Source organism: Terriglobia bacterium, from assembly GCA_020072845.1.
GTDB lineage: Bacteria > Acidobacteriota > Terriglobia > Terriglobales > Acidobacteriaceae > JAIQGF01.
On sequence record JAIQGF010000016.1, the window covers coordinates 177,242 to 190,371 of the forward strand.

Sequence of the window (13,130 nt, forward strand, 5' to 3'; positions counted from 1 at the left end):
CTATAATCGCGCTTCTTTTTTGCCCCTCAGAGGAGAAGCTCCCGTGAACAAACTGGCCGCCTTGTTGTTCGCCATCGCCATCATTGCTGCACCCGCCGCCGCGCAGCGGCAGAAAAAAACGCCCGCGCCGAACGCCCCGTCGGCAAAGGCGCAAGCCCCGCAACCACAGTTCAGCGAAACCCTTTACGACGGCATGAAGTGGCGGCTGATCGGCCCCTTCCGCGGCGGGCGCGTGCTGGCGGTGACCGGCGTTCCCGGCCAGCCCAACACCTACTACTTCGGCGCGGTCGCCGGCGGCGTGTGGAAGACCACTGATGGCGGCGCTAGCTGGCAGCCAATGTCCGACAAAGAACCGTTCTGGTCGGTGGGCGCAATCGCGGTCGCGCCCTCGAATCCAAGCATGCTGTACGTTGGCACCGGCGAAGCCTGCATTCGCGGCGACATCACTTACGGCAACGGCGTCTGGAAGTCGCTCGACGGCGGCCGCACCTGGCAGCATGTCGGCCTCGAAGACACGCGCCAGATCGGCCGCATCTTTGTCGATCCGCACAATCCCAACATCGTCTTTGTCGCCGCCCTCGGTCACGCGTTTGGTCCCAACGCGGAGCGCGGCGTCTTTCGCACCACCGACGGCGGCGCTACCTGGCAGAAGGTCCTCTATAAGGACGACAAGACCGGCGCGATTGACCTTTCCTTCGATCCCAACAATCCCAACCTGATCTTTGCCGCCCTGTACGAAGCCCGCCGCTCTCCCTGGGAACTGGTCAGCGGCGGCCCGGGCAGCGGCCTGTATCGCTCCAGCGACGGCGGCACAACCTGGAAGCAGCTCACCGGAAACGGGCTGCCGAAGGGCGTTTTGGGGCGCATCGGCGTCGTCGTGTCGGGCGCGAACTCCGATCGCATTTACGCCGTCATCGAGGCCGAGCAGGGCGGCATCTATCGTTCCGACAACGGCGGCGAAAACTGGACCAAGGTCTCGGGCGACGCGCGTTTCACCCAGCGCTCCTGGTACTACGGCCACATTTTCGCCGACCCGAAAAACGCCGACACCGTCTACATGCTCAACGTCGGCATGTTCCGCTCCGCCGACGCCGGCAAGACGTGGACGCAAATCCGCGCGCCCCACGGCGACACGCACGGCCTGTGGATCGATCCTGACAATCCGCAGCGCATGATCGAGGGCAATGACGGCGGCGCCACCATCTCCACCGACTTTGGGAAAACCTGGACCACGCTCAATAACCAGCCGACGGCGCAGTTCTACCACGTTGCCACCGACAACCGCTTCCGTTACTACGTCTACGGCGCGCAGCAGGACAATTCCACCGTCGCCATCGCCAGCAGCACAGATCGTGGCACGATAGATCGTGAGGACTGGTACGCCGTCGGCGGCGGCGAGGCCGGCTTCGTGGTTCCCTACCCGCCCGATCCCAACATCGTCTTTGCCGGCTCCTACGACGGCCTGATCACGCGCTACAACAAATCCACGGGCGCATTGCAGGACGTGAATCCCTGGCCCGACAATCCCATGGGCTGGGGCGCGGCGCAACTGAAGTACCGTTTCCAGTGGACCGCGCCCATCGCGCTCTCGCCGCACGATGCCAACGTGCTTTATCACGGCGCCAACGTGCTCTTCCGCAGCACCAACATGGGCCACAGTTGGACGGCCATCAGCCCCGACCTCACCCGCAACGACAAGACCCGGCAAGGCCCTTCCGGCGGCCCCATCACCAAGGACAACACCAGCGTCGAGTATTACGGCACCATCTTTGCCGTCGCCGAATCGCCGCTGCAGAAGGGTGTCATCTGGGCCGGCAGCGACGACGGCCTCCTCCACCTCACCCGCGACGACGGCGGCGCCTGGCAGAACGTCACGCCCAAAGACCTGCCCGAGTGGGGCACCGTCAGCCTGATTGACGCCTCGCCCAGCGACGCCGCCACCGCCTATGTCGCGGTGGACCGCCACCGCCTCGACGACCTCGCGCCCTACATCTTCGCCACCCACGACTTCGGCAAGACCTGGACGAGGATCGTCAGCGGCATTCCTGCCGGGTCCTTCGTCCACGCCGTTCGCCAGGACCCGGTCAACAAGGACATGCTCTACGCCGGCACCGAGAGCGGCCTATTTATATCGTGGGACGATGGGTCGCACTGGCAGCCGCTGAAGCTCAACCTGCCGGACGTCCCGGTTCACGACCTGGTGGTCAAGAACAATGACCTGGTGATCGCCACCCATGGCCGCGCCTTCTGGAGCCTGGACGACATTGCCCCGCTGCGCGAACTCGCGTCCGCGGCCCATGCCGACGTGTACCTCTACAAGCCCGCTCCGGCATTTCGCCAGCGCGGCCGCGGTTTCCAGATTCCTTCGCAGGCGCCCGTAGGCCACAACCCGCCCTCGCCGGTCGTGCTCGATTACTTCCTCAAGTCCGCGCCGCAGGGCGAGGTAACGCTGGAAATTCTCGATGCGCAAGGCAAGCTGGTGCGCAAGTATTCCAGCCAGGAAGAGAAAAAGAAGCGCCAAGCCGCCGAAACCGAAAGCGAGTTCGAGGAGTTCACGCCCCCCGCTTCGCCCAAGCTGCCGGTCAAGGCCGGCATGAATCGCTTCACCTGGGACCTGCGTTACGCAGCTCCTGCCAACGTACCCGGGCTGGCGCAATGGGGAGGGCGTCCGCGCGGTCCGCTGGCAATTCCCGGTACGTACACGGCGCGGCTTACGGTCGCGGACAAGCCGTACTCCGTCCCGCTGGAAGTCAAGCCCGATCCGCGCGTGCCGGCCACGCCCGCCGACCTCGCGAAGCAGTTTGAACTGGCCACCGAGATCGCGCGCCGCACCCGCCAGGCCAACGACGCGGTCAACCAGATGCGCGACCTGCGCACGCAATTGGCGGAGCTGAAAGAGCGCTACGAAAAAGACGCTCGCGCCAAGGAATTGCTCGCCGCAGCCGAGGCGCTGGAGAAGAAGGTCACGCCCGTCGAAGAGGAGATCGCGCAGACCAGATCAAAGGCCAGCGAAGACCCGCTGAACTACCCGGTCCGGGTCAACAACAAGCTGCTGCTGTTGCAGCAGACCGTCGAAAGCGCCGACGCCGCGCCCACGCAGCAGTCTTATGCCGTGTTCGACGAACTCAGCCGGCAGCTCGACGCCGCGCTGGCGCAATGGAGGCAGATTCTGAACACCGACGTGCCCGCGCTGAACGCGCTCATCCAGAAATCGAACCTGCCGGTGATTTTCCTGACCTCGGGCGCACAAAAGTGACAGAATCACACGAACCACTTGCGGCAGCGAGTCGCAGGATCGATATATTGATCATTGGGGCGGGCGAAGGTAGTTTTTCGGCCCGACGCGAGTAGGCGCTACTTGCGAAGCAGCCGTGGGGACACAACGGTGCGGGGTCCAGCAAAAGTCGCAACTATCTTCACGAATTGTCCGCTCCCGCAATGTGCAAAGCGGGTGAGGATACAGTGGAAGCCGGAGGAATTGAGGACCACATTGGGCCGTGACGAAGTAGCCTTTTCGTGCCCTTACTGCGGCGGGACTTGGAAGCCCGGCGCAGCGGAAAAGGCCAGCCTGCGAATGCTCCTCACCTATTTATTCTAGGCCCCACCTTAGGGGGTAATCCCGTCCGGCCTGCGTTGCGGCCAATGCCCTCCGGGGGCTGTGAGTTTCTAGTTGCACTCTTTCCGGGCAGGTGTATGATGCACACGTTCTGGTGCATGGAGTGCCCCGATGTTTGCCCGTGTGGTTGAGTACGCGCCCGCATCCGACGCCGCTTCACAGTTCGTACGGGCCGTGGAAGAGACTGTGCTTCGCATCGTTAAAGCGCAGGCGGGATGCGTTACGGCGTTCGTAGAACTGCGAGGTCAGGTGGTGTTGGGCGTGAGCGTCTGGGAATCCACAGCAGATGCTGCGAGGTTTAACCGGGAGTGTTACCCGGAAATCAAAGCCATGCTCCGACCCATCCTCAAATGCGACCCGGAGCTCCACACTTTCGAGGTGCGAGAGATTGGAAGTGTCGTGGTGCGAGCGCGTGCCATGGTGCGCGACATATCGGGACCGCAGGGGCTAGGTTTCAGCTTGCAGTAGAACCCGCCATCCAGCCGCCGGCTTCCTACCCCGCTCCGGCCTGCAGCAGCCGCATTGCCAATTGGAAAGGGATTGCGCATGCTAAAGGATCAGCGAGCGGAAACGAAGGAATTTCTTGCTGTTCTGCAGGCGGCAAGAAACCGGTTGGAGTTCGTTACGCCGAACGACTGGGCTCTGATCCTGGATAAGGCCACGCGCCGGTCCTTCGCCCAAGGCGACCACCTGATCGAGCTCAACAAACAGAATCCCAACGTCATCTTCGTGGTTAAGGGGTCGGCCAGCATCGTCAGTTCTCGTGGCTGGCAAATCGCGTCGGTTTGCGCCGGCGAAATCCTTGGCGAGATGGCTTTCCTGGAAGGAGCCAAGCCGAGCGCCACCGTGGTGGCCGATGAGGCTGGCGAGGTCTATTCGATCTCGTGGGCCGCCTTGCACGAGCTGTTCGATCTCTACCCGCACCTCGGAGCGCGCTTCTATCGTTCCGTCGCCGTCAGCCTCTCGCGTCGCCTCCGCCAACAGATTTCCGAGTAGCGTGAGGCGCGGAGCGGGTGCAACCCGGAGCGCAGCGAGGGGGCGAGCCCGCGGAGCCTGCCCTGAGCGAAGGCGAAGGGAAATCCTGAGCGCTCCGGCGCGAAGGACCTCAATAAACAAGTAACTCAATTATGAGTGGTGAGCGCGGCAGGATTCGAACCTGCGACCCATGCCTTAAAAGGGCATTGCTCTACCAACTGAGCTACGCGCCCACGCTGCTATCAGTCTAGCAGAAACATTTCGCGCCAAGGCGGGCGCCGGCAGCAGCGCCTCCGGCTAGCGCTGGGTAATTTTCTCCAGCGCTTCGAAGAACTCCGGATACGAGATCCGCGCCGCTTCCGCCCCGTGAATGATGGTCTCTCCCTCGGCGCGCAAGGCGGCGATGGCGAACGCCATGGCGATGCGATGGTCGCCGTGCGACTCGATCTCCGCGCCATGCAGCGTTTGTCCGCCGGGCACCAGCAGTCCGTCCTCGCGCTCTTCCACGCGAGCGCCCATGGTGCGCAGATTCGAGGCCACGGCGGCGATGCGGTCGCTTTCCTTTACCCGCAACTCGCGCGCGTCGCGGATCTCGATGCCGTCTTCCGTGTAAGGCCCGATCGCGGCCAGCACCGGCAGCTCGTCAATCAGCGCCGCCGTGTCCGCACCGTCAATGATGGTGCCGCGCAATCGGCCGCCCAGCGCGCGAATCGTGCCGCTCAGTTCCCCGTGGCGGTCCTCGGCATCGAGCAGCAGCGTTCGCAGGCCCAGCAGGTTGAGCACGTCAATCACCGCCGTGCGCGTCGGGTTCAGCAGCGCGCGCTCCACGATCAGCTCCGACTCCGGAAACAGCGCTGCGGCGCAGAGAAAAAAAGCGGCCGAGGAAACATCGCCGGGCACTTCCGCCTCGATCGCCTTTAGCTGTTGCCCGCCGGTGATGGCGGCGCGATTCTCCGCTCGCCGCAGCTTCGCGCCGAATGCCTCCAGCGCCACTTCGGTGTGGTCCCGCGTCGGCAGCGGCTCCTCGACCCAGGTTTCGCCCTCGGCAAACAGGCCGGCCAGCAGCACCGCCGATTTCACCTGCGCGCTGGCCACCGGCACCTGGTATTCGATCGCATGCAAGCCCCCACCATGAATCCGCAGCGGCGCGCAGCCATCGCGCGAGTCAATGCGCGCGCCCATTCGTTGCAGCGGCTCGATCACGCGGCGCATCGGCCGGCGCGACAGCGATTCGTCGCCCACCATTTCGCTGGTGAAATCCTGTCCGGCTAAAATGCCGGAGAGCATGCGCATGGTGGAGCCGGAATTCCCGCAGTCCAACGCCTGCCTGGGCTCGCGCAGCGCGCCGCCGTTGATCTCGACCGCGCCCTCGGCGCCGCGCTCGATCCCCGCGCCCAGCGCTGCCATGCAGGCCAGCGTGCTGGCACAGTCGGCGCCCGAGGAAAAGTTTTTCAATCGCGTCTGTCCCCGGGCGATGGCGCCCAGCATGGCGTAGCGGTGGGAAATGGACTTGTCGCCGGGCGGGGCTACGCTGCCGCGGATGTTGCGCGCCGGACGGACGATCACTGGATTTTCGTTTTTCATCGTGCTGCCGCTCGCGCCCGTGGTCACGCGAGTTGCCTGCCGCCGCACCCCGGCATCAGGATTTCGCGCCCGCGGTCTCCCGCAACACGTTTGCCGGGACTTCTTTCACCGCCACCGCGAACTCGAACATCGGCGTCTCCACGCCGCGCCCCCAGCGGTTCACTTCCCAATGCGCACGCAGGAATTTGACCTCCGCCTGCTGCGTCAGGTCGAGCAGCAGCGGGTGCTGCCCGCGATAAAACTTTTGCGGGAACGCGCCCAGCGCCTTGGCGCCCCAGGTGGTGCCGTCGCTGGAGCCGAAAATGCTGAGATCGAGCGACTCCTGCTCGATCACGTTGCTGATGTTCAGCGTCACCAGGAAGACGCGGCTTTGCGCCGCGCTGATGTCCACGGCGGCGCCGTCGCCCTTGGCGGTGACCGTGGTGTTTGCGGGAACGAGAAAGGCTTCCACCATGATGGGGGGAATTCTAACATTGCCGAATTGCGGTACTGCCGAATTGCCGAATTGATATTCAACGACAATTCCGCAATTCTGCAGTTCCGCAATCAGTGTGACTGCGAGTCCAGAAACTGCCGCAGCACTCTCGCCACTTCCTCATGCTGCTCGAAGACGGCGTAGTGTCCGGCGCGCGGAATCACCGTCATCGCGCTGCCGTGAATGTGCCGCTGCATCAACTCGGCCTCTCCGGCGCCGGTCAGCACGTCTTCATCGCCGGTGATCAGCAGCGTGGGAACATCGATCGTGGCCAGCGTCGCCACCGAATCAGGACGCGCCGCCATGCCGCGCTGCCCCGCCGCCACGCCGGCGGGCGTCATCTTCATCATCATCGCGCGCGCCGTCTCCACCAGGTCCGGGCGGTTGCTGCGCGTCGTCTGCCCGAGCAGTTTCGGAATCATGCTTTCGATGAACGGCTCGACGCCGCGTTTTTCCACGTCCTCGGCCGATCGCAGCCGGTTGGTGCGCGCTTCTTCGTTGTCCGCGCCGGCTTTGGTGTTGCACAGTATCAGCGCCGAGACCCGCTCCCGATGCCGCCGCCAGAATTCAAACAGGATGTATCCCCCGATGGACTCGCCGGCAAAAACCGCCTTCCGCATCCCGAGGTCATCGATCAGGCGCGCGATATCGGCGGCGTGCTTCTCCATGCTCGCCGGGCCTTCGCCCACGCCCGATTCGCCGTGCCCGCGCAGGTCGGGCAGAACCAGCCGGTAGCGCGACGCCAGCAACAACGCCGCCGGCGCCCACACCCCGTGATGAGCGGGAAAAGGATGCAGCAGGACCACGTCCGGGCCCTTGCCCATGACATGGTAAGAAATTTCGGTGTCGGAGCTTCGTACGCGCATGAAATAGAAAGGCGTTAGGTTTTAGGCTTTGGGTTTTGGGTTCAACGTTTTACGCCACAAGCCTAACGCCTAAGGCCCAAAGCCTGGAGGTCAACCCTGCTGGGTCGACACGGGCGCTCCCGCCGGCACGATCGCGACCAGCTCCGGCGCTTCCGGAACCACGATCCACGCGACAATGTATCCGATCACCCAGAACGGCAGCATCAGAATGCCCGCGATCAGCCACACCAGCCGGATCAGGGTCACGTCGAGATCGAAATATTCCGCGAACCCGGCGCACACTCCGGCGATCTTACGGCCCGTTCTCGGCCGCACCAGTTTCCGCCGCGCCACCACCGCGCCCACGCGTTTGCCGCAGTAGGCGCAGACATTGGCGTCATCCTGAATGACTTTTCCGCAATAGTTGCAGTACATGGCGCGCTCCCCAAACTTTCCCTCTATGGAATAGATACGACTCCGTTGCGCAAAAGGTTCCCGCAGCAGTCTTCAGTCGTCAGTCTTCAGTCGTCAGCAACAGCCAATTCCGAAAGTCCTCTGGGAAAACAAATTCGAGCGCCACACGCCTGAAGACTGACGACTGAAGACTGACGACTACTTATTCCCGGTACGGCTGCTTGATCCTCTTCCGCGCCAGTTCCGCCCGTTCCGGGTCTCCCGCCGCCGCGATCGCCGCCTGGTAGCGCCGCAGGGCCTGTTCGCGGTTGTGCAGGATGTCGTACATCTCACCCGCCGCCAATTCGGCGCGCTGCCGCAGATCGGGATCGGCGGCGCTGTACTCTTGCACCGTGTCGTAGGCCTCGGCCGCGCGTTGAAAATCGTGTTGTCCGCGCAGCGCCTCGCCCATGCCGTAGTAGGCCATCTCCATCCTCGACTCGGCAAACATCCCCGCCTTGCTGTCGTCCAGCAGCTTGCGGTAGGCGGCCACCGCGTCCGCTCCATGCCCGGCCGCATTCATCAGGTTGGCGTTTTCCAGGCGGAAAAGAAAATTCCTCGGGAACTCCGACTCCAGTTGCCCCACCAGCTTCAGCGCCTCCGGATATCTCTGCTCGCGCCGCAAAAACAACGACAGCGCGATGCGCGCGTCCACCGAGGTCTCTCCGCCGCCCTGCCCGGCCGCGTACAGGTACTCGATTCCCTTGTGCTTGTTGCCGCTCAGCCCCACGATCGAGGCCGCCAGCTTGATCGCAAAATTAATGCTGCCGATCACGTAATTGTGGATCCCGACCACCATCTTCGCGTCGGTGAACTTGGGGTCCAGCTCCAGTACGCGCTCGTGATCGCGTCGCGCTCCCACTGCGCTCCGCAGCGCCGCGAACCACGCCTTCTCCACCAGCCCGATATACAGTGCCCTCGTCGCCCGCGTGACGCCGCGCGCGTACAACGCGTCCGCGTCGTTAGGGTTGGCCTTCAGCCGCACGTCTTCCAATTGGAACGCCCGCTCCATCAGGCTCTTGATTTGCGCCTGGATTTTCGGGTCCATCGGAAATTGCTTGCTGGTCAGAAAGCTGTTCTTGGAATATAGCTCGGTGTCCAGCGCCCCAATCCGGAACAGTTCGCGGAACAGCACACTTGACAACAGGTGATTGGTGGTAAACGCGTCGTCCGGGTGCGCCTTCAGGGCCAGCTCGAACTCACGTACCGCCTGGTCATATTCCAGGTTGTAGAGATGTTCGAAGCCGCTGCGCGTGTTGGCGTCGTCAGGCCGGAATTTCAGGTTGGCAATGCCCGAGGGCGCGCTGCCGGCCCGTGCCGCGCCCGCCGTAACCAACAGAATAATGGCGATCGTGCAGAGCTTGCCCCCGATATCGCGAGCGCCGCACGGGCGCCAATAAGGTCTCATCGCTGTGGCCTTTGCGCAGTTTACCTGATGGGCGCCGCCGGCCAAAAGCAGGTACAAACGTCCCCGCTTCGCAGAGGTACTAAAACGGCATGCTTCAGTTCTGAGTTTCGAATTCCGGAATCCCGCCTTTTGCATTTCGTTGCGACGAATCGGGCCTCTTCACCCTGCCGTACTCCGGCTTTCGCTCACAACTCGCAACTCGCAACTCGCAACTCACTCAGTACTCCTTTCGACCTCCGCGTAAATTCTGCTTGAGCGCAATTTTTTCCCGGTTGCAGCGCTGCCGCAGCTCATTGATAAACAGCAGGTTCCTGTCCTGCCACTTTGGTGCGTCAGTTGCCAGCAAATTAATTGGGGATGGAGGATGTGATGTCGGAAGCAGTACACAACGTCGAGCACGAATATTGGCGCCGACCGGCGCAGCCCACCAACGCCATGGAAGCGCCGTCGGCCATGCGCGGCCAGCTTACCTGTGCTCAGTGCGGCAGCGAATTCATCATGGGGTCCCGGTTCTGCCATGTCTGCGGCTCCGAGCGCGAAACGCTGGCCGGCTCCGGCACGACCGGCCGCTGGGCCCAGATTCTGGATTTCACCCGCATTCGTGAAGCCCTGGGCCTGTCCCCCGGTTCCCTGATCGCCTTCATCGCCGGCATGGGGTGCGTCATCGCCGCTATCGTCACCGGCTTCATGTTCACCGCTGCGACCTTCCAGGACTGGCAGGCCGTCCAGATCTGGCGCATCGAGTGGCTGCTCGCGGGCGCTGCCGCGTTCCTGGCCGGCATCCTGCTCAAGAAAACCGACGCGCGCTAACCGCGTGCGCTGGGGCTCACAACTCTCACGCCTCTCTCATCCCATACAGATGATTGATCGGCCCCTTCCCCCGCCCCACCGGATACGCCCGCGCGATCGCCCGGCGCACATACTGTCCCGCCGCCCGCACTGAATCCTTCAGATCAATTCCGCGCGCCAGGTTGCACGCCAGCGCCGTCGCAAACGCGCACCCCGTGCCGTGGGTTGCGTTGGACTCGATCCGCTTCCCCGCAAACTCCATCTGTTTTCGCCCGACGCTCAGCAAATCCACCGGCTCCTTCAGGTGCCCGCCCGTAATCACGACCGCCCGTGCTCCCATTTCCTGCAGCTTCGCCGCCGCCTTCTTCATCCCAAACAGGCTTTGTACCTTCACTCCACTGAGCGCTGCCGCTTCCTCCATATTTGGGGTCACCACGTCCGCCAGTTGGATCAGCCTGGTCCGCACCACCTCGATTCCCCGCTCATCCAGCAAATCCGTCCCCGACGACGACCGCAAAATCGGGTCCAGCACCACCCACGGTGCCCCATATCTGCCCGAATTTGGCAGAGGTGGGTCGGGCACATTTTGAAGCCGCGCTCGCCCCAGAAACTCCGCCACCGCCTCCGCCACCTCCCCTGAGGCCAGCATCCCGATTCTGACCGCCGACACCCCAATGTCGTTCGCCAGCTCTTCCAACGTTTCCGCCACCAGCCGCCCCTCCACCGCCTGCACCCGCCGCACCCCCTGGGTGGACTGCACCGTCAATGCCGTTATGCACGTCACCCCAAAGCACCCGTGGGCGGCAATGGTCTTGATGTCGGCCGTGACGCCCGCTCCCGACGACGGGTCATAGCCGGCTATGCTTAGCACCGTTGGCCTCGACTCTGGCATGGCAGGAGTCTACACGAAGGTCACGGTACTAACATGCGTATCAATTTGACACACAACCGAAATCGCTCTTAACCCGTCAACTACCCCTCAAATCCACACTTCTAAGTCCTAGACAGCAGGGGGAATCAGACTAGTACCCTCCCAGGAGCCCTCCTGCGCCCGCCGCCTCGTCGCCGCCGCTAAGTCTCAAGAGGGAACACCGTGGCCCGGATTGCCGGGTCCCCGGGTTGACATTCCCCCCTGGTCTGCTAGCCTTTGACGATCGTTTCTCGGGGGAGGGACGACTATAGAACGCACGAGGTGACAATGCGACGAGTACTGTCCAACATCCTGGTGGTCGTAGTTTTGATCACCGGCCTGGAGGCGGCATCCCGGAACAACACGCACCCCATAGAGTACGTTCAGAGTAACACCGCCTCCAGACTCCGGCCGAACCCGCAGAAGCCCTATCAGGTAGGCACCGCCTCCTGGTACGGACGCTACTTCCACGGCAAGGCCACCGCCAGCGGCGAACCCTTTAACATGTATCAGTTCACCGCGGCCCACCGGCATCTGCCCCTGGGCACCATGGTCCAGGTCACCAACCTGAGGAACGGCGAAACCGTCGTCGTCCGGGTCAATGACCGCGGCCCCATGCCCAAGTCCCGGATCATCGACCTGTCCTACGGGGCGGCTCGCACGATCGGGCTTAGCGGCCATGGCGTCGAGCCTGTAAGGCTCGATATTCTGGAGCCAGCCCCGGAAATCGCACAAAACGAGGCCTTTTTGCCTTAAACTGACGGCATGCCTGACGCCCGTGAGCGCCTGATCGTTGCCCTTGACGTTCCCAATGCCCCCGAGGCACGTAGAATCGTGGCAGCGATCGGCGACTCGGCCCAGATTTATAAGGTAGGCAAGCAGCTATTCACGGCCGAAGGCCCACAGGTCGTCCGCGACCTGGTGGCCTCCGGCCGTGACGTCTTTCTCGACCTCAAGTACCACGACATCCCCAATACCGTCGCCGGCGCCGTCCGCCAAGCCGCCCAACTCGGCGTCCGCATGCTGACCGTCCATGCCTCCGGCGGGCTCAGGATGCTCCGGGCTGCCGTCGAGGCTGCCTCGGTGCCCCACATCTGCCCTCCTTTGGCAGATGTGGGTTCCGCCTCTGGGGGTGGCCCACCCTTGTCTCGCCCGGGGGAGCCTGCCCCGAAGCGTAGAGAGGGGGAGGGACAGGGTGGGGTAGTTTCGTCCCGGCCCCTAATCCTGGCCGTAACCGTCCTAACCAGCCTCAACGACGACGACCTCCAGGAAATCGGCGTTTCCGGCCGCGTCGTGGACCAAGCCCTCCGGCTCGCCGTCCTGGCCCGCACCGCCGGCTGCGACGGCGTCGTGACCTCGGCCCGCGAAGTTAGAGAGATCCGCCGCGAACTCGGCCCCGGCTTCGTCATTGTCACTCCCGGCATCCGACCCGCCGGAACCGCTCAGCAAGACCAGGAGCGCTCCGCCACCCCCACCGAGGCCATCACCGGCGGCGCCAGCCATATTGTCGTGGGACGACCGATTACGGCTGCTGCCGACCCCCCCGCCGCCGCCCGCCGCATCCTCGACGAAATCACCGCCGCCTGCGCAGTCACTGTCTGACACTCTTCTCTCAACGCCTGTCATCCTGAGCGAGAGCCTGCCCTGAGCGCAGTCGAAGTTGAGGCGTTTAGCGGGCGTCTGAGCACGCTGCCGAAATCCTGAGCGCAGCGAAGGAGCTCCCGGAGGGCACGGCGCACGCCCGAGTCGAGGGACCTGCTTTACGGCCCCTGGCGACTGGCGACTGGAGCCTGTCTTCGCTCCCCTCAGCCCCGCAACCAACCTGCTGCCGCCGAAGAGGGCGGAGATGGACTAGGTAACCGGGGGCGCAGGCCTTTAGGTGTGAAGTTTCAGGACGTTGTTCCCTAACAGGTAATAGTCCATTCGACCAAGACCGGAGAAGCTGATGGTGCTGACCAATCCGCTTTCCAAGGAGAAGGCCGAATGGACCTGCACCAGAATGCCCGACTTACACTCCGCAGTCGAGAGGCTTTAGCCAAAAAGATCATTGACGAGAAGGCGACGTGGAACGCGGC

At 63.5% G+C, this 13,130-nt stretch carries 11 protein-coding genes and 1 tRNA gene; 5 read left to right on the top strand and 7 right to left on the bottom strand.

The window, feature by feature from the left end; all coding sequences use genetic code 11:
* The first annotated feature begins 193 nt into the window (after positions 1-193).
* Both LAN70_16605 and LAN70_16610 read left to right on the top strand, forming a co-directional pair.
* Entirely contained in the window at positions 194-3,256 is a 3,063-nt protein-coding gene (locus LAN70_16605; protein MBZ5512770.1) for a glycosyl hydrolase, read from the top strand.
* A gap of 906 nt (positions 3,257-4,162) precedes the next feature.
* Entirely contained in the window at positions 4,163-4,612 is a 450-nt protein-coding gene (locus LAN70_16610; protein ID MBZ5512771.1) for a cyclic nucleotide-binding domain-containing protein, read from the top strand.
* Between the two features lie 136 nt (positions 4,613-4,748).
* On the opposite strand, the gene LAN70_16615 is transcribed toward LAN70_16610, so the two are convergent.
* The 6 genes from LAN70_16615 to LAN70_16640 form a co-directional block, all read right to left on the bottom strand.
* Positions 4,749-4,824 (bottom strand) — tRNA-Lys (locus LAN70_16615).
* Positions 4,825-4,888: 64 nt separating this feature from the next.
* A complete protein-coding gene (aroA, locus tag LAN70_16620) occupies positions 4,889-6,175 on the bottom strand; it encodes a 3-phosphoshikimate 1-carboxyvinyltransferase (GenBank protein ID MBZ5512772.1) in 1,287 nt (428 codons plus the stop codon).
* A 55-nt stretch (positions 6,176-6,230) separates the two neighbouring features.
* On the bottom strand, positions 6,231-6,629 hold the full coding sequence (locus tag LAN70_16625) for a hypothetical protein (GenBank protein MBZ5512773.1): 399 nt from the start codon (positions 6,627-6,629) through the stop codon (positions 6,231-6,233).
* Between the two features lie 92 nt (positions 6,630-6,721).
* Positions 6,722-7,516 (bottom strand): alpha/beta hydrolase, encoded by a 795-nt coding sequence (locus LAN70_16630; protein MBZ5512774.1) that lies wholly within the window; start codon positions 7,514-7,516, stop codon positions 6,722-6,724.
* 90 nt (positions 7,517-7,606) lie between these two features.
* Positions 7,607-7,930: a PspC domain-containing protein gene (locus LAN70_16635; protein ID MBZ5512775.1), complete on the bottom strand. Its 324-nt coding sequence runs from the start codon at positions 7,928-7,930 to the stop codon at positions 7,607-7,609.
* Between the two features lie 181 nt (positions 7,931-8,111).
* Positions 8,112-9,356 carry a hypothetical protein gene (locus LAN70_16640; protein MBZ5512776.1) on the bottom strand — a complete coding sequence of 415 codons (1,245 nt, stop codon included), beginning with the start codon at positions 9,354-9,356 and terminating at the stop codon, positions 8,112-8,114.
* A 369-nt stretch (positions 9,357-9,725) separates the two neighbouring features.
* On the opposite strand from LAN70_16640, the gene LAN70_16645 reads away from it, so the two are divergent.
* Positions 9,726-10,166 (top strand): hypothetical protein, encoded by a 441-nt coding sequence (locus LAN70_16645; protein MBZ5512777.1) that lies wholly within the window; start codon positions 9,726-9,728, stop codon positions 10,164-10,166.
* A 25-nt stretch (positions 10,167-10,191) separates the two neighbouring features.
* Here the strand turns inward: LAN70_16645 and thiD are convergent, their stop codons facing one another.
* Positions 10,192-11,037, bottom strand: coding sequence for a bifunctional hydroxymethylpyrimidine kinase/phosphomethylpyrimidine kinase (thiD, locus tag LAN70_16650; GenBank protein ID MBZ5512778.1), 846 nt, complete (start codon positions 11,035-11,037; stop codon positions 10,192-10,194).
* A 306-nt stretch (positions 11,038-11,343) separates the two neighbouring features.
* Here thiD and LAN70_16655 point away from each other — a divergent pair, with 306 nt between their 5' ends.
* Together LAN70_16655 and LAN70_16660 are read left to right on the top strand one after the other, a co-directional pair.
* Positions 11,344-11,811, top strand: a complete 468-nt coding sequence (locus LAN70_16655; GenBank protein ID MBZ5512779.1) for a septal ring lytic transglycosylase RlpA family protein — start codon at positions 11,344-11,346, stop codon at positions 11,809-11,811.
* A gap of 9 nt (positions 11,812-11,820) precedes the next feature.
* Positions 11,821-12,657 carry an orotidine 5'-phosphate decarboxylase gene (locus LAN70_16660; protein MBZ5512780.1) on the top strand — a complete coding sequence of 279 codons (837 nt, stop codon included), beginning with the start codon at positions 11,821-11,823 and terminating at the stop codon, positions 12,655-12,657.
* The last annotated feature ends 473 nt before the right edge of the window (positions 12,658-13,130 follow it).

Coding starts and splice junctions, on each gene's coding strand:
- LAN70_16660 (MBZ5512780.1), top strand. CDS start 11,821: ATGCCTGACGCCCGTGAGCGCCTGATCGTTGCCCTTGACGTTCCCAAT.
- LAN70_16605 (MBZ5512770.1), top strand. CDS start 194: ATGAAGTGGCGGCTGATCGGCCCCTTCCGCGGCGGGCGCGTGCTGGCG.
- LAN70_16645 (MBZ5512777.1), top strand. CDS start 9,726: ATGTCGGAAGCAGTACACAACGTCGAGCACGAATATTGGCGCCGACCG.
- aroA (MBZ5512772.1), bottom strand. CDS start 6,175: ATGAAAAACGAAAATCCAGTGATCGTCCGTCCGGCGCGCAACATCCGC.
- LAN70_16625 (MBZ5512773.1), bottom strand. CDS start 6,629: ATGGTGGAAGCCTTTCTCGTTCCCGCAAACACCACGGTCACCGCCAAG.
- LAN70_16635 (MBZ5512775.1), bottom strand. CDS start 7,930: ATGTACTGCAACTATTGCGGAAAAGTCATTCAGGATGACGCCAATGTC.
- LAN70_16630 (MBZ5512774.1), bottom strand. CDS start 7,516: ATGCGCGTACGAAGCTCCGACACCGAAATTTCTTACCATGTCATGGGC.
- LAN70_16640 (MBZ5512776.1), bottom strand. CDS start 9,356: ATGAGACCTTATTGGCGCCCGTGCGGCGCTCGCGATATCGGGGGCAAG.
- LAN70_16610 (MBZ5512771.1), top strand. CDS start 4,163: ATGCTAAAGGATCAGCGAGCGGAAACGAAGGAATTTCTTGCTGTTCTG.
- thiD (MBZ5512778.1), bottom strand. CDS start 11,037: ATGCCAGAGTCGAGGCCAACGGTGCTAAGCATAGCCGGCTATGACCCG.
- LAN70_16655 (MBZ5512779.1), top strand. CDS start 11,344: ATGCGACGAGTACTGTCCAACATCCTGGTGGTCGTAGTTTTGATCACC.